The following is a 15,580-nucleotide window of genomic DNA, read 5'->3' as shown; positions in this document are numbered from 1 at the left end:
CGAAGGGTACGGGCAAGCGGTCCCCTCATCTGCCTTGAGTGGAATAGACTCAACTTTGCATACGCTGACTCTGTCAGAGCACGCCCGGACCCCGGGCAGGCCTGGTTGTGCATCTCTTGGAGAGGAGAAGGCGCTGTGGACGCCGAGCTGACCAACAAGAGCCGCGACGCGCTGAACGCGGCCACCGGCAGGGCCGTCAAGGACGGCCACGCGGACCTGACCCCCGCACACCTGTTGCTGGCCCTGCTCGCCGGCGAGGACAACGAGAACGTGATCGACCTGCTGATCGCCACGGACGCCGACCAGGCCGCCGTGCGCAGCGGCGCCGAACGCCTGCTCGCCGCGCTGCCCAGCGTCACCGGCTCCACGGTCGCGCCCCCGCAGCCCACCCGCGAGCTGCTCGCCGTGCTCGCCGAGGCCGACAGCGAGGCCGGCAAGCTCGGCGACGAGTACCTCTCCACCGAACACCTGCTCATCGCCGTCGCCGCCAAGGGCGGCGCGGCCGGTGAGGTCCTTTCCACGCAGGGCGCGACGGCGAAGAAGCTGCTGGACGCCTTCCAGAACGCACGAGGAGCACGGAGGGTGACCACCCCCGACCCCGAGGGCCAGTACAAGGCCCTGGAGAAGTTCGGCACCGACTTCACGGCGGCCGCCCGCGACGGCAAGCTGGACCCGGTCATCGGCCGCGACCACGAGATCCGGCGCGTCGTGCAGGTCCTGTCGCGCCGTACGAAGAACAATCCGGTGCTCATCGGCGAGCCCGGCGTCGGCAAGACGGCCGTCGTCGAGGGCCTGGCCCAGCGCATCGTCAAGGGCGACGTGCCCGAGTCCCTGAAGAACAAGCGGCTCGTCGCCCTCGACCTGGGCGCCATGGTCGCCGGCGCCAAGTACCGCGGCGAGTTCGAGGAGCGGCTGAAGACCGTCCTCGCGGAGATCAAGTCCAGCGAGGGCCAGATCATCACCTTCATCGACGAGCTGCACACGGTCGTCGGCGCGGGCGCCGGCGGCGATTCCGCGATGGACGCCGGCAACATGCTCAAGCCCATGCTGGCCCGCGGCGAGCTCCGCATGGTCGGCGCGACCACGCTCGACGAGTACCGCGAGCGCATCGAGAAGGACCCGGCGCTGGAGCGGCGCTTCCAGCAGGTGCTGGTCGCCGAGCCGTCCGTCGAGGACACGATCGCGATCCTGCGCGGGCTCAAGGGCCGTTACGAGGCCCACCACAAGGTGGTCATCAACGACAGTGCGCTGGTCGCCGCCGCGACCCTCTCCGACCGGTACATCACCTCCCGCTTCCTGCCGGACAAGGCCATCGACCTCGTCGACGAGGCCGCGTCCCGGCTGCGCATGGAGATCGACTCCTCGCCCGTCGAGATCGACGAGCTGCAGCGCTCGGTGGACCGCCTGCGGATGGAGGAGCTGGCGCTGAACAACGAGTCCGACCCGGCCTCGCGCGAGCGCCTCGACAAGATCCGCAAGGACCTTGCCGACAAGGAGGAGGAACTGCGCGGCCTGACCGCCCGCTGGGAGAAGGAGAAGCAGTCCCTCAACCGGGTCGGCGAGCTCAAGGAGCGCCTGGACGACCTGCGCGGCCAGGCCGAGCGCGCCCAGCGCGACGGCGACTTCGACACCGCCTCCAAGCTCCTCTACGGGGAGATCCCGCAGCTGGAGCGCGAGCTGGCCGAGGCCACCGAGGAGGAGGCCGCGGCCGAGACGTCCAAGGACTCCATGGTCAAGGACGAGGTCGGGCCCGACGACATCGCGGACGTGGTGGGCGCCTGGACCGGCATCCCCGCAGGCCGGCTGCTCGAAGGGGAGACCCAGAAGCTGCTGCGCATGGAGGACGGCCTGGGCCGCCGCCTGATCGGCCAGACCGAGGCCGTTCGGGCCGTCTCCGACGCCGTGCGCCGCACCCGCGCCGGCATCGCCGACCCGGACCGGCCGACCGGCTCCTTCCTCTTCCTCGGCCCGACGGGCGTGGGCAAGACGGAGCTGGCCAAGGCACTCGCCGACTTCCTCTTCGACGACGAGCGGGCCATGGTCCGCATCGACATGTCGGAGTACTCCGAGAAGCACAGCGTGGCCCGGCTCGTCGGCGCCCCGCCCGGCTACGTCGGCTACGAGGAGGGCGGGCAGCTCACCGAGGCCGTCCGCCGCCGCCCGTACAGCGTGGTGCTCCTCGACGAGGTGGAGAAGGCCCACCCCGAGGTCTTCGACATCCTGCTCCAGGTCCTGGACGACGGCCGGCTCACCGACGGCCAGGGCCGGACGGTCGACTTCCGCAACACCATCCTGATCCTGACCTCGAACCTGGGCAGCCAGTTCCTGATGGACCCGGCCACCTCGGCCGACCAGAAGAAGCAGCAGGTCCTTGACGTGGTCCGGGCGAGCTTCAAGCCGGAGTTCCTCAACCGCCTGGACGACCTGGTGGTCTTCTCCGCGCTGAGCCGGGACGAGCTGGCGCACATCGCCGAGCTGCAGATCGGCCGCCTCGCCAAGCGCCTGGCCGACCGGCGGCTGACCCTGGACGTCACCCCCGAGGCCTTGGCCTGGGTGGCGGACAAGGGCAACGACCCGGCGTACGGCGCCCGGCCGCTGCGCCGCCTGATCCAGACGGCGATCGGCGACCGCCTCGCGAAGGAGATCCTCTCCGGAGAGGTGCGCGACGGCGACACCGTGCGCGTCGACGTGGCCGGCGAGGACCTGCTGGTGGGCAAGGCACCCTGACCCCGCACCCCGCGTACAGGAACGTGCGCGGGGTGCACTCCTGTCCGCCCGCAGCGGATACGCGGCCGTCGGGCTGGACATGGGGTGGGCGGGATGGGGGAGGATGCAAGTATCCGCACGAAGGGAAGTACACGGTGAGCATCGACCCGGCCTCGATTCCGAACTTCGGAGGGCAGCAGCCCGATCCGCAGGCCACAGGACCGGCGGGCCCCGTCGTCCCCGACCAGGATCTGGTCAAGCAGCTGCTGGAGCAGATGGAGCTCAAGTACGTCGTCGACGACGAGGGTGACCTCGCGGCGCCGTGGGAGGAGTTCCGTACGTACTTCATGTTCCGCGGCGAAGCGGAGCAGCAGGTCTTCTCGGTGCGGACCTTCTACGACCGTCCGCACAAGATCGACGAGAAGCCGCAGCTCCTCGAGTCGATCGACGACTGGAACCGTCGCACCCTGTGGCCGAAGGTCTACAGCCACACGCACGACGACGGCTCCGTCCGCCTGATCGGCGAGGCGCAGATGCTGATCGGCACCGGCGTCAACCTGGAGCACTTCGTGTCCTCCACGGTCAGCTGGGTCCGTGCGTCCATCGAGTTCGACAAGTGGCTCACGGAGCAGCTCGGACTGGAGAAGGACATCGACTCCACCGACGGCGAGGAAGAGGACGGCGGGGACAACTGATCCCCCGCCCCGTCCCTCAAGGGGGCATCTTGGCGAACACCAGGAGGTAGACCCCGTAGGCGTAACTGAGCCCGGCCAGCCCCGCGGTCACCACGACCGCGGAGCGCGGCCGGGCTCGCGCCATCACGGTGGCCAGCGGCAGCAGCAGCGGGAACGCCGGCAGCAGGAACCGCGGCTTGGACTCGAAGTAGCCGGCCCCGCCCAGGGTGATCACCAGCAGGACCGCGGTGTAGACGAGCAGTGGCAGCGGCGGCCGGTTGACCAGCAGCAGCGCCGCCAGGAGCAGGGCCGCTCCCAGCAGCATTGCGGTGACGCCGGTGGCGAGTGCCACGGGGCCGCCGCTCAGCACCCGCCACAGGGCGGACAGCACGTAACCGCCCCCGTCGAAGCGGGAGCCCCACTGGCGCTGCACGTTGAAGTACCCGGCCGCGTCGTGCCGGCGGACCCCGACGGCCGCCACGTACGCCAGCCAGCCCGCCGGCGCCAGCAGCCCGGCCGCCCACACCTCGGGCGCCCGGGGTCTTCGTACGAGCAGCGCGTGCGCGGCCGTGACGGACACGGCCGCGGCGACGGCGATCCCGGTCGGCCGGGTCAGCCCCGCCAGGAGTGCCAGCGACGCGGCGAGCAGCCAGCGCTCGCGCAGCAGCGCGTACAGCGACCAGGCGGCGAGGGCGACCAGCAGCGGCTCGGTGTAGGCGAGGGTGAGCACCACCGCGTGCGGGACCACCGCCCACAGGGCGACCAGCAGCAGCGCGACGCGCCGCCCGGCCACCAGCTCCCCGACCCGGTACACGCCGACGGAGGCCACGGCGGCGGCGGTCCAGGCGACGAGCAGCGCCCCCCACTCGCCGCCGCCGGACAGCCGCACCAGCACCGGGTACAGCGGGAAGAAGGCGTAGTCGCTCTGCACGAGCCCGGTGACGGGCCACATCTGGGTGCGGCCGTAGCCGTGCCGGGCGATGGCGAGGTACCAGACGGAGTCCCAGGAGTGCCCCAGCACCCGGACGGGGCTGCGCCCGGCCCACCACGCGGCGAAGGCCAGCACGGCGGCTCCGGCCACGCGGACCGCGGCGAACACGCCGAGCGCGAGCGCGGCGGTGGGCACGCCGACGGCCCTGACGTTGCTCGGCCGCACGAAAACCGACGTACTGCCCGTCGCCGTCATCTACCCCGACTTCCTGCGCTGCGTGAGGACGCCCATCCGGACCAGGAGGAGCCTCGGGCACCTTAAGCGGACCCGCCTCCCACCGGGCGTGAATGGCCCCGGAAGCTCCGGTGAAATCGGGCTCCCCCGGGGCGCCGAGCCGAAGCCCGCGGCGGGCTTCGGTCACCGGGCTGCGGCTCAGAGGCGCCGCAGCCGGTCCACGGCCTCTTCGAGGACGTGGGTCTTCTTGCAGAACGCCCAGCGGACCTGCGTGGCGCCGGCGGACTTGTCGTCGTAGAAGACCTGGTTCGGGATGGCGACGACCCCGCAGTGCTCGGGCAGGGCGCGGCAGAAGGCGAGGCCGTCCTTCTCGCCGAGGGGGGTGATGTCGGTGGTGATGAAGTAAGTGCCCTGCGGGCGGAAGACCTCGAAGCCGGCCGACGCGAGGCCGTCGGCGAGGATGTCGCGCTTGGCGGCGAGGTCGGCGCGGAAGGCCTCGTAGTAGGTGTCCGGGAGCTGCAGGGCCTCCGCGATGGCGTACTGGAAGGGGCCGGAGGAGACGTAGGTGAGGAACTGCTTCGCCGAGCGGACCGCGGAAACGAGCTCCGGCGGGGCCGTCAGCCAGCCGACCTTCCAGCCGGTGAACGAGAACGTCTTGCCCGCGCTGCTGATGGTGACCGTGCGCCCGCGCATCCCGGGGAAGCCCGCCAGGGGGGTGTGGGAGCCCTCGAAGACCAGGTGCTCGTACACCTCGTCCGTGACGACCAGCAGATCGCGTTCGACCGCGAGCGCGGCGATCGCCGTGAGCTCGTCCGGGGTGAGGACGGTGCCCGTCGGGTTGTGCGGGGTGTTCAGCAGGAGCAGCCGGGTGCGCGGGGTGACGGCGGCGCGCAGCTCGTCCAGGTCGAGGGCGAAGGTCCCGCCGCGCGGGCGCAGGGTGACCGGGACGCGGGTGGCGCCGGCCATCGCGATGCAGGCCGCGTAGGAGTCGTAGAACGGTTCGAGGGCGATGACCTCGTCACCCGGCTCCAGGAGGGCGAGGAGGGAGGCGGCGATGGCCTCCGTGGCGCCCGCGGTGACCAGGACCTCGGTGTCGGGGTCGTAGCCGAGGCCGTAGAAGCGCTGCTGGTGCGCTGTGATCGCGGTGCGCAGCTCGGGGACGCCGGGCCCGGGCGGGTACTGGTTGCCGAGCCCGGTGAGGACCGCGCGGGAGGCCGCCTCGGCGATCTGTGCCGGGCCGTCGGTGTCGGGGAAGCCCTGGCCGAGGTTGATCGACCCGGTGCGTACGGCCAGCGCCGACATCTCCGCGAAGATCGTCGTGCCGAAGGGTGCCAGGCGGCGGTTGAGGAAGGGGCGGTCGCTGCTCACGGGTGCGCTCATGGGCGTCATCCTGCGGGCAACCTCTGGACTTGCTCAAGTGTGCTTTGGGCCGTGCGGGCCGTGGGAATTCCCCCTTCACGCGGGACGCGGGGATCCCGCTCCCCGGGAGGACCGGGGCGTGAGAGAGGGGCGGACATGCAGTTCGTCTTCGTAGTGCTCGGTATCTGCGCGTTGTTCGTCTTCCTCATGAGCCGGGTCGTCCGGAAGCTGGTGGGGCACGGTTCCCGACCGCACCGGCCGCGCCGCGGCAGGGGCAGCTGGTGGGCGGGGGACGGGGGCTCGTCGGGCTGCGGCTCGTCGTCCTCGTGCGGGTCGTCCTCCTCCTGCGGTTCGTCCTCGTCATGCGGGGGCGGGGGGTGTGGCGGCGGCAGCTGACACGGGGCAGCCGGCGCCGTCCTGACGCGGGCGTCCGACGGTCCGTTTCCCGTCGGGCGCCCGCGCGTTGTCCATGCATCTCGACGCGCGGGATGCAACCTGTTGAACACGTGAACTGCCGAGCCCCCGGGGGGATGTAAACCCCGTCAAGTTGGGTAAAAACGCTGTGAGTGCCGTGCCTTTCATGATTCCCTCGGTTGAGTAGACCAGTCCTCGGACCTCCCTGGACTTCCTGTGGACCCGTGCCGGTGTCCCCCCACCCGTGCTTGCTACCGCTGGCGGGCCCCGGCCCATCTCCCTCGCGCGTTTGCGGAGCCGACTCATGCTCACGACCCTCCAGACCTCATACACCGACACGCGTGCCGCCGATCTCGCCTGGGCCCTGGGTCGGGACCGGCTGCCCGCCCTGGCCGTGCTGAACCTCGAACTTTCGGGTGCGAAGGTCGAGTTGCGCCTGCTCGGGGCCTCCCATCAGGTTCTGCTGGAGGAGAAGGACGTGCTCTGTTCGGAGACGGTCGCCTGCATGCCCGGCAGCAGTACGCCGCTGCCGCTCGGCGTGGCGAAACGGGTGGGCGACTGGGAGTACGAGTTCGCCGCGCGGGTCGAGACCCTGTCCCGGGGGTCCTTCGCGGGGCGGGCCCAGGAGCTGCTCGCACTGGTGGCGGACCACCCGAACGGGCTGGCGGGGACGTTCCCCGGAAGTCCGCACGCCTTCACCGCCCTGCTCGCCCAGCGCTACGAGGGCCAGGTGCGGTGGCGCACCTGGCACGCGTACCCGCAGGAAGGGCAGTTGGTGGCCACTCGGACGCGGGTCGGGGTCCGGATGGGCGCCCCGGCGCCGGCCGTGGAATCGCCCGCCCTGCTGTAGGCCGTACGGGCGAGGGGCCCTTGCGGCCGGAGTGCGGCCGCCCGGGCGCGCCGCGTGGCGGGGCGTGATGTGGTTACGCCAACTGGCCGGACCGGTGCACCACTTGCACCCATGTGGGTGACCGGATGGGGCTGGGCGGTGACGTACGGTTCGCTTCATGATCGACCGTTCCGTCCCGCGCCGGGTCCTTCCGGCTCCGGAGCCGGGAGGCGCCGAGACCGTCGCGGCCGCCCTGCCCGTACGGCCCCGGACCGGCCGACTCCTGGTCCTGGCCACCGTGTTCGTATGCGCCGCCTGCGGGCTCGTGTACGAGCTGGAGCTGCTCGCCCTGGGGACCTACCTCATCGGCGACTCCGTCACCCAGGCGTCGGTCGTGCTGTCCGTCATGGTCTTCGCCATGGGCGTCGGCTCCCTGCTCGCCAAACGCTTCCGGCACCGGCCCGCCCTCGGCTTCGGCGTCATCGAGGCCGGGCTCGCCCTCCTCGGCGGCCTCTCCGCCATAGCGCTGTACGCGAGTTTCGCGTGGCTGGGGGAGTCCCGGCCGGCGCTCGTCGCCTTCTCCTTCGCCATCGGCATGCTCATCGGCGCCGAGATCCCGCTGCTGATGGTCCTCATCCAGCGCATCCGCAGACAGGACGCGGGCGGCGCCGTTGCCGACCTGTTCGCCGCCGACTACGTGGGCGCCCTCGTCGGCGGCCTCGCCTTCCCGTTCCTGCTGCTGCCGATGCTCGGCCAGCTCACCGGCGCCATGCTCACCGGCACCGTCAACGCCGTCGCCGGCGGCGGCCTGGTCCTGTGGCTCTTCCGCCACGACCTGAGCCGGCGCTGCCGCTGGCTGCTCATCGCCGCGAACCTGACCGTCCTCGTCGTGCTCGCCTCCGCGACCGTCCTCGCCGACGACTTCGAGCGGGTCGCCCGGCGCGCCGTCTACGGTTCCGAGGTGCGGGTCGCCGTCCAGACCGGGGTGCAGGAGCTGGTGCTCACCGGCCCCGCGACCGGCTCCCCGCGCTCCCTCGACCTGTACCTGGACGGACGGCTGCGGGTCAGCGGCTACGACGAGTACCGCTACCACGAGGCCCTGGTCCACCCCGCTATGACCGGCCCGCACGCCCGGGTCCTCGTCCTCGGCGGCGGCGACGGCCTCGCCGCCCGCGAGGTGCTCCGCTACCAGGACGTCGCCTCCGTCACCGTCGTCGAGATCGACCCCGGCGTCGTCCGGCTCGCCCGCACCGACCCGATGCTCTCCGCGCTCAACGCCGGGGTGTACGCCGACCCGCGCCTGGCCGTCGTCACCCAGGACGCCTTCCGCTGGCTGCGCGGACCCGCCGCGAACGACCGCTTCGACGTGATCGTCTCCGACCTCCCCGACCCGGGCATCACCCCCAGCACGAAGCTGTACTCGCAGGAGTTCTACGGTCTGGCGGTGCGGGCCCTGGCCCCCGGCGGCCGGATGGCCGTGCACGCCGGGCCGCTGACCACGCGCCCCCGTACGTACTGGACCGTCGACTCCACCCTCCGTGCGGCCGGCCTGCGCACCGCCGCCTACAGCGCGGGCGGCCGTCTCACCGGATTCGCCGCCGGACCCGACCGCACGCCCCTCGGGGGGACCGGCGCGCCGCCGCAGGACTGGGGGTTCGTCCTGGCCGCCCGCGACCAGGAACCCGCGTTGCGCGTGGACCGCGAAACCCCCGCGCTGCGCTCGCTGTCGACCGGTTCCCTCCAGGACGCGGCGCGCGACGCCGAACGCACCCGGGTGAGCGGACTTCCACCGTCGACGCTGCCGCATCCGCGGTATTCGTGACCCGGTGCGGTCCAGGCCGTAGGCTCGACCGCATGGAGCATCAGGTGTTCGTCCCGGTACCGGCAGACGACCTCCGCGCCGTGCTGCGCGACCCCGCCCGGGTGGCCCGGTGCGTACCGGGACTCCAGCAGGACGCCGACACGGGCGTCGGACCGCTCTCCGGGCGGCTGAGGGTGCGGGCCGGCGGGAGCACCGTGACCTATCGGGGGTCCGCGGCCGTCACCGAGCAGGATCCCGACCACTTCACCTTTGAGGGTGAGGGCACCGAGGTGCGCGGCACCGGCACCGTGAAGTTCTCCCTCGGCCTTCGGCTGAGCCCGGCCGCCGACGGGACCCGGCTGGACTTCACCGCCCGCGCCACCGCCGACGGACGCGCCGCCTCCTTCGCCCCCGACGCCGCGGCCACCGCGCTGCGCAGGCTCCTGGACCGGGCCGCCCGCCAGCTGGCCGCCGGGTCCGCGATCAGCGACCCCGTCGCCGAGGCCGAAGCCGCGGAGGCCGACTCTCCGGCGGAGCCCGGTGACGACATCACCGAGGTCAGCGCCACCGTCTTCGAGACCGAGGTGCCGCCCCCGTCCCTGGACCCGTTCCTGGCCGGCGGGTTCGAGGACCTCGACGCGAACGGAGCCCCGCGGCCCCCGGCCGAGGCCGCCCACGCCCGCCGCACCATGATCGGCCGCAGCGCCGAGGAGGTGGACCACGCGCCTCCCCGCGGCCGGTACGCGCCGGTACCCGCGCCGGCCGCCACCGCCACCGGCGACAGCCTGCGCTGGATCGCCCCGGCCGCGGCGATCGCGCTCGCCTCGGCCGTCGTGATCGGCCGCGCCCTGCGCCGCCGCCGCTGACCTGCGGCCTCAAGCCCCTGGACTCCGGCGACACCCCCTAGGGTCGACCGCATGAGTACGCAACTGAGCGCCGGCGGCACCGAGGTGACTGTCGACCAGGAGAACGGCTGCCGGATCAGCAGTCTGCGCATCGACGGGACCGAGTTGCTGCGCCAGGGGCCGCGGTACGGAGCCTTCCCGATGGTCCCGTGGTGCGGCCGCATGAAGGACGGCCGGTTCCACGACGGTGCGACCGTGCACCAGATGCCCCTCGACCATCCGCCGCACGCCCTCCACGGCTTCGGCCGTGACGCGCGGTGGCGGCCGGCCGGTGCCACCGCCACCGAGGCCGCCTTCACCTACGACCTGGTCGACCCGTGGCCGACGCCCGGCCGGGTCACCCAGGTCGTCACGCTCGCCGAGGAATCGCTGACCCTCACCATGGGCGTCGAGACGTACGGGAACTCCTTCCCGGCCCAGGCCGGCTGGCACCCCTGGTTCCGGCGCAACCTCGGCGGCCGGGACGTGGAGCTCTCCTTCGACCCCGCCTGGCAGGAAGAGCGCGGCGCCGACCACCTCCCCACCGGCAACCGCATCGACCGGAGGCCCGGCCCCTGGGACGACTGCTTCGGCATGCCCGACGGCGTCGACGTCACCCTCACCTGGCCCGGCACCCTGGAGCTGCGCGTCACCAGCAGGTCCGAATGGGTGGTCGTCTACGACGAGGAGGCCGAGGCCGTCTGCGTCGAGCCGCAGTCCGGCCCGCCGAACGGGATCAACACCGCTCCGCGCCTGGTCACCCCCGTGGACCCGCTGGAGGTCTCCACGACCTGGACCTGGCGGCGGCTCGCGTAGGCCGCAACTAAGCTCGTCGGCATGAGTGACGTACGCGATGCGCTTCTGCAGCAGATCAAGGACAAGGCCGTCGTGCACGGCAAGGTGACCCTCTCCTCCGGCCGGGAGGCCGACTACTACATCGATCTCCGCCGGATCACCCTCGACGGCGAGTCGGCCCCGCTGGTCGGCCAGGTCATGCTCGACCTCACCGCCGAGCTCGACTTCGACTGCGTCGGGGGTCTGACCCTCGGTGCCGACCCGGTCGCCACCTCGATGCTGCACGCCTCCGCCGCGCGCGGTCAGCGCCTGGACGCCTTCGTCGTCCGCAAGGCGCAGAAGGCGCACGGCATGCAGCGCCGCATCGAGGGCACCGAGGTGAAGGGCAAGCGCTGCCTGGTGGTCGAGGACACCTCGACCACCGGCGGGTCCCCGCTGACCGCTGTCGAGGCCGTCCGCGAGGCCGGCGGCGAGGTCGTCGCCGTCGCCACGATCGTCGACCGCGGTGCGGCCGACGCGATCGCCGAGGCGGGCCTGCCCTACCTCACCGGCTACCGCCTCGAGGACCTCGGCCTGTCCTGACCGGCCACCGCGAGAACGGGGGGCAAAGGTCCGCTGCCGGCCTTGATGCGGGCCTGACCTGGCCTTTCCCTGCGGCCCGGGATGTTTCACGTGAAACATCCCGGGCCGTTCGCCCACCACGTGAGACCGGCGGGCTGGACCCTTGCGCGGAGTCTGGAAAGATAGGCGCGACGATGACGTCGCCCCCAGGTCAGGGCCCGCAATAAGCACACTCCCCGCACATCCAAGGAGCGGACAGATGCCCATCGCAACCCCCGAGGTCTACAACGAGATGCTCGACCGGGCGAAGGCAGGCAAGTTCGCCTACCCGGCCATCAACGTGACCTCGTCCCAGACCCTGCACGCCGCGCTGCGGGGCTTCGCGGAGGCCGAGAGCGACGGCATCATCCAGATCTCCACCGGTGGTGCGGAGTTCCTGGGTGGCCAGCACAACAAGGACATGGTCACGGGCGCCGTCGCCCTGGCCGAGTTCGCGCACATCGTCGCCGCCAAGTACGACATCACCGTCGCCCTGCACACGGACCACTGCCCCAAGGACAAGCTGGACGGCTACGTACGTCCGCTCCTGGACATCTCCGCCGAGCGCGTCGCCCGCGGTCTGAACCCGCTCTTCCAGTCGCACATGTGGGACGGCTCCGCCGAGACCCTGGCCGACAACCTGGCGATCGGCCAGGAGCTGCTCGCCAAGGCCGTCGCGGCGAAGATCATCCTTGAGGTCGAGATCACCCCGACCGGCGGCGAGGAGGACGGTGTCAGCCACGAGATCAACGACGAGCTGTACACCACCGTCGAGGACGCGATCCGTACCGCCGAGGCCCTGGGCCTGGGCGAGAAGGGCCGCTACCTGCTCGCCGCCTCCTTCGGCAACGTCCACGGCGTCTACAAGCCGGGCAACGTCGTGCTGCGCCCCGAGCTCCTCAAGGACCTCCAGGCCGGTGTCGCCGAGAAGTTCGGCAAGGCCTCGCCGTTCGACTTCGTCTTCCACGGCGGTTCGGGCTCCACGGCCGAGGAGATCGCCACCGCCCTGGAGAACGGCGTCGTGAAGATGAACCTCGACACCGACACCCAGTACGCCTTCACCCGCCCGGTCGTGGACCACATGTTCACCAACTACGCCGGTGTCCTGAAGGTTGACGGCGAGGTCGGCACCAAGTCGAAGTACGACCCGCGCACCTGGGGCAAGGCCGCCGAGGCGGGCATGGCCGCGCGTGTCGCCGAGGCGTGCGCGAACCTGCGCTCCAGCGGTACCAAGCTGAAGTAACCGGCTGCAGCCGCCGCCGCTGCAGCAGTCGTACAGCAGGGCCCGGCCCCGTCCCAGGACGGAGGCCGGGCCCTCCTGCATGCGCGGGCAGGGACCGTGCTGTTCGAGGACGGGTCGGGGTACCGCCCCCCCCGCCCCCACGAACCGACCCAACGGCCCGCAGGGCCGCGGCTCCCGCACCCGGCGGTGCAAGGCGGCGTGAGCCCGCGTACCCCGCACCCGGCGGTGACGCCAAGGGGACGTGAGCCCGCGTACCCGCATCCGCGTGGCGGTGACGCCAAGGGGACGTGAGCCCGCGTACCCGCATCCGCGGGGCGGTGGTGCCGAGGGGGCGTGAGCCCGCGTACCCCGCATCCGGCGGGGCGGTGGTGCCGAGGGGACGGCGGGTTTTGCGGATCACCGCAACCGGCAGACTGGGGGCATGTCCATTCACCAGAACCTGCTCGGGGGCCCCGCCCCCACCCACCTCCCCGACGAGCCCGGCCGTGAGGCCATCGCCGCCGGCACCCCGGCTGTCGAGGTGGCCGCCGCGCACCCCACATCCTCCCTCGCCTGGGCGGTCCTCGCCGACGAGGCCTTCGCCGCCGGCAACACGGTGGAGTCGTACGCCTACGCCCGTACGGGCTACCACCGCGGCCTCGACGCGCTGCGCCGCGCCGGGTGGAAGGGCCACGGCCCGGTCCCGTGGGAGCACGAGCCGAACCGCGGCTTCCTGCGCGCCCTGCACGCCCTGGCCCGCGCTGCCGGAGCGATCGGCGAGAAGGAGGAGTACGAGCGCTGCACGACCTTCCTGCGCGACTCGTCACCGACGGCCGCGGACACGCTGAGCGCCTGAGGCCGTACAGCGGGGAGTGGCGCGCGGACATATTGTGTGGTCTGCATCACTCCCCGCTGGAGCGTCGGCGCGACGGCGTCCTATGATGCGGGCAGGGGACCGGGGCTCCACTCACCTCACGGAAGGAGCGGACCGCTACCCGGAAGCACGTGTCGAGGAGACAGCGATGTCGAACACCCTTGATGCCTCCGGAGTCGGCGGGGACACCCCGAACCTCGACTTCGACGGCACGACCCCCTACGAGGACTACGTCCAGGCGGACGTCCTCACCCACCTCCAGCACCTCCGCTCGGACGACCCGGGCGAGATGGTCTTCCTGGTCACGACCCAGGTCATGGAGCTGTGGTTCACGGTCATCGTCCACGAGTGGGAAACCGCCGCGAAGGCTCTGCGCGAGGACCGCATCCCGGTCGCGATGGACGCGCTGAAACGTTCCCTTCGTGAGCTGGAGGCCCTCAACGCCTCCTGGCGCCCGCTCGCCCAGCTCACCCCGGCGCAGTTCAACGCCTACCGCGGCGCCCTCGGTGAGGGTTCCGGTTTCCAGTCGGCGATGTACCGCCGGATGGAGTTCCTGCTCGGCGACAAGTCCGCCTCCATGCTCGTCCCGCACCGGGGCGCACCGCGCGTCCACGCGGAGCTGGAGAAGGCCCTCCAGGAGCCCAGCCTCTACGACGAGGTGCTGCGCCTCCTGGCCCGCCGCGGCCTGCCGGTCCCCGAAGCCGTCCTGAACCGCGACCTGTCGCTGCGCTACGAGGCCTCCCCCGAGGTCGAGGCCGTCTGGACCGGCCTGTACGCCGCCCCGGACGAGAACCTGGACCTCCACCGCCTCGGCGAGGTCCTCACCGATGTCGCCGAGCTCGTCTGGCGCTGGCGCAACGACCACCTGGTCGCCACCCGCCGCGCGATGGGCGCCAAGACCGGCACGGGCGGTTCCGCCGGCGTGGCCTGGCTGGAGAAGCGCGCGACGAAGAACGTCTTCCCGGAGCTCTGGACGGCGCGCAGCCATGTCTGAGGCCCCCACGGACCGCGCCACCGAACTGCGCGACCGCGCGGCCGCCCTGGACGCCGCCGACGAGCTCGGGAAGCTGCGCGAGCGCTTCACCCTGCCCGACGGCGTCGTCTACCTGGACGGCAACTCCCTCGGCGCCCTCCCGGCCGGTGTCGCCGCGACCACCGCGGATGTCGTCGCCCGGCAGTGGGGCGAGCTCCTCATCCGCTCGTGGGACGAGAGCGGCTGGTGGACCGCGCCCGAGCGGATAGGCGACAAGATCGCCCCGCTGATCGGCGCCGCCGCCGGCCAGGTGGTCGTCGGCGACTCCACCAGCGTCAACCTCTTCAAGGCCCTGGTCGGCGCCGCCCGCCTCGCGGCCCCCGGCCGGACCAGGATGCTGGTCGACTCCGCCACCTTCCCCACCGACGGCTACATCGCCCGGTCGGCGGCCCGGCTGACGGGGCTGACCGTCGTCCCGGTCGACCCCTCCCGGGCGGCGGAGGCGATGGACGCGGACACCGCCGTGGTGCTCCTCAACCACGTCGACTACCGCAGCGGCCGGCTCCACGACCTGCCGGCCCTCACGGCGGCGGCCCGCGCCGCCGGGGCGGTCGTGGTGTGGGACCTCTGCCACTCCGCGGGCGCCCTGCCCGTGGGGCTCGACGCGCACGACGTCGACCTGGCGGTCGGCTGCACGTACAAGTACCTCAACGGAGGCCCCGGCGCCCCCGCGTACCTGTACATAGCCGCCCGGCACCAGGACGCCTTCGACTCCCCCCTCCCCGGCTGGAACGGGCACGCGGACCCCTTCGCGATGACTCCGGCCTACGAGGCGGCGCCGGGCGCGACCCGCGGCCGCGTCGGCACCCCGGACATCCTGTCCATGCTGGCGCTGGAGGCGGCGCTCGACGCCTGGGACGGAGTCTCCGTCGAGGCGGTGCGCGCCAAGTCCCTCGCGCTGACCGACTTCTTCCTCGAATGCGTGGCGGCGTACGTCCCGCAGGGCCTGGTCGAATCGGTCACCCCGGCCGAGCACGAGCGCCGCGGCAGCCAGGTCTCGTTGCGCACCGAGAACGCCCGTGAGGTCATGGGGGAGCTCATCTCCCGGGGCGTCATCGGTGACTTCCGCGCACCCGACGTCCTGCGCTTCGGCTTCACCCCGCTCTACGTCGGATTCGCCGATGCGGAGCGCGCAGCGCGCACGCTGGGTCACATCTTCGGGTGACGCAGTAGCGAAACGTCACATCGCAGGGCGGGCGGGGCCACGGCTCCGTCCGCCCCTTC

At 72.2% G+C, this 15,580-nt stretch carries 13 protein-coding genes; 11 read left to right on the top strand and 2 right to left on the bottom strand.

Going from position 1 to position 15,580, the window contains the following annotated elements; all coding sequences use genetic code 11:
* The first annotated feature begins 135 nt into the window (after positions 1–135).
* Both clpB and AB0F82_RS14710 read left to right on the top strand, forming a co-directional pair.
* Positions 136–2,727 (top strand): ATP-dependent chaperone ClpB, encoded by a 2,592-nt coding sequence (clpB, locus tag AB0F82_RS14715; RefSeq protein ID WP_362627094.1) that lies wholly within the window; start codon positions 136–138, stop codon positions 2,725–2,727.
* A gap of 134 nt (positions 2,728–2,861) precedes the next feature.
* On the top strand, positions 2,862–3,401 hold the full coding sequence (locus AB0F82_RS14710) for a YbjN domain-containing protein (protein WP_356811603.1): 540 nt from the start codon (positions 2,862–2,864) through the stop codon (positions 3,399–3,401).
* Positions 3,402–3,417: 16 nt separating this feature from the next.
* On the opposite strand, the gene AB0F82_RS14705 is transcribed toward AB0F82_RS14710, so the two are convergent.
* Together AB0F82_RS14705 and AB0F82_RS14700 are read right to left on the bottom strand one after the other, a co-directional pair.
* On the bottom strand, positions 3,418–4,536 hold the full coding sequence (locus tag AB0F82_RS14705; protein WP_362627090.1) for a glycosyltransferase family 39 protein: 1,119 nt from the start codon (positions 4,534–4,536) through the stop codon (positions 3,418–3,420).
* Positions 4,537–4,743: 207 nt separating this feature from the next.
* Positions 4,744–5,934: a pyridoxal phosphate-dependent aminotransferase gene (locus AB0F82_RS14700; protein WP_436842090.1), complete on the bottom strand. Its 1,191-nt coding sequence runs from the start codon at positions 5,932–5,934 to the stop codon at positions 4,744–4,746.
* A 688-nt stretch (positions 5,935–6,622) separates the two neighbouring features.
* On the opposite strand from AB0F82_RS14700, the gene AB0F82_RS14695 reads away from it, so the two are divergent.
* From AB0F82_RS14695 to kynU, 9 genes are all read left to right on the top strand, one after another.
* Positions 6,623–7,168: a DUF2617 family protein gene (locus AB0F82_RS14695; RefSeq protein WP_356811606.1), complete on the top strand. Its 546-nt coding sequence runs from the start codon at positions 6,623–6,625 to the stop codon at positions 7,166–7,168.
* A 157-nt stretch (positions 7,169–7,325) separates the two neighbouring features.
* Positions 7,326–8,969: a polyamine aminopropyltransferase gene (locus AB0F82_RS14690; RefSeq protein WP_356811607.1), complete on the top strand. Its 1,644-nt coding sequence runs from the start codon at positions 7,326–7,328 to the stop codon at positions 8,967–8,969.
* Positions 8,970–9,001: 32 nt separating this feature from the next.
* A complete protein-coding gene (locus AB0F82_RS14685; protein ID WP_362627083.1) occupies positions 9,002–9,814 on the top strand; it encodes an SRPBCC family protein in 813 nt (270 codons plus the stop codon).
* Positions 9,815–9,865: 51 nt separating this feature from the next.
* Entirely contained in the window at positions 9,866–10,648 is a 783-nt protein-coding gene (locus tag AB0F82_RS14680; RefSeq protein WP_362627080.1) for an aldose 1-epimerase, read from the top strand.
* Positions 10,649–10,669: 21 nt separating this feature from the next.
* Positions 10,670–11,209, top strand: a complete 540-nt coding sequence (pyrE, locus tag AB0F82_RS14675; protein WP_362627077.1) for an orotate phosphoribosyltransferase — start codon at positions 10,670–10,672, stop codon at positions 11,207–11,209.
* A 238-nt stretch (positions 11,210–11,447) separates the two neighbouring features.
* Positions 11,448–12,470, top strand: coding sequence for a class II fructose-bisphosphate aldolase (gene fbaA, locus AB0F82_RS14670; RefSeq protein WP_030031672.1), 1,023 nt, complete (start codon positions 11,448–11,450; stop codon positions 12,468–12,470).
* A 421-nt stretch (positions 12,471–12,891) separates the two neighbouring features.
* The gene (locus AB0F82_RS14665; RefSeq protein ID WP_356811611.1) at positions 12,892–13,305 is read left to right on the top strand and encodes a DUF3151 domain-containing protein; all 414 of its coding nucleotides are present in this window, start codon (positions 12,892–12,894) and stop codon (positions 13,303–13,305) included.
* Between the two features lie 166 nt (positions 13,306–13,471).
* Positions 13,472–14,317 carry a tryptophan 2,3-dioxygenase family protein gene (locus tag AB0F82_RS14660; protein ID WP_356811612.1) on the top strand — a complete coding sequence of 282 codons (846 nt, stop codon included), beginning with the start codon at positions 13,472–13,474 and terminating at the stop codon, positions 14,315–14,317.
* Positions 14,310–15,521, top strand: coding sequence for a kynureninase (kynU, locus tag AB0F82_RS14655; RefSeq protein WP_362627072.1), 1,212 nt, complete (start codon positions 14,310–14,312; stop codon positions 15,519–15,521). Before AB0F82_RS14660 ends, kynU begins: the two co-directional genes overlap by 8 nt.
* Positions 15,522–15,580: the final 59 nt, after the last annotated feature.

The organism is Streptomyces virginiae (genome assembly GCF_040638905.1).
GTDB classification, from domain to species: domain Bacteria; phylum Actinomycetota; class Actinomycetes; order Streptomycetales; family Streptomycetaceae; genus Streptomyces; species Streptomyces virginiae_B.
The sequence above is the reverse complement of the archived record's forward strand: the minus strand, read 5'-3'. Positions and strand labels throughout refer to the sequence as shown.

Coding starts and splice junctions, on each gene's coding strand:
- AB0F82_RS14700 (WP_436842090.1), bottom strand. CDS start 5,934: ATGACGCCCATGAGCGCACCCGTGAGCAGCGACCGCCCCTTCCTCAAC.
- AB0F82_RS14695 (WP_356811606.1), top strand. CDS start 6,623: ATGCTCACGACCCTCCAGACCTCATACACCGACACGCGTGCCGCCGAT.
- AB0F82_RS14690 (WP_356811607.1), top strand. CDS start 7,326: ATGATCGACCGTTCCGTCCCGCGCCGGGTCCTTCCGGCTCCGGAGCCG.
- AB0F82_RS14685 (WP_362627083.1), top strand. CDS start 9,002: ATGGAGCATCAGGTGTTCGTCCCGGTACCGGCAGACGACCTCCGCGCC.
- AB0F82_RS14680 (WP_362627080.1), top strand. CDS start 9,866: ATGAGTACGCAACTGAGCGCCGGCGGCACCGAGGTGACTGTCGACCAG.
- pyrE (WP_362627077.1), top strand. CDS start 10,670: ATGAGTGACGTACGCGATGCGCTTCTGCAGCAGATCAAGGACAAGGCC.
- fbaA (WP_030031672.1), top strand. CDS start 11,448: ATGCCCATCGCAACCCCCGAGGTCTACAACGAGATGCTCGACCGGGCG.
- AB0F82_RS14665 (WP_356811611.1), top strand. CDS start 12,892: ATGTCCATTCACCAGAACCTGCTCGGGGGCCCCGCCCCCACCCACCTC.
- AB0F82_RS14660 (WP_356811612.1), top strand. CDS start 13,472: ATGTCGAACACCCTTGATGCCTCCGGAGTCGGCGGGGACACCCCGAAC.
- kynU (WP_362627072.1), top strand. CDS start 14,310: ATGTCTGAGGCCCCCACGGACCGCGCCACCGAACTGCGCGACCGCGCG.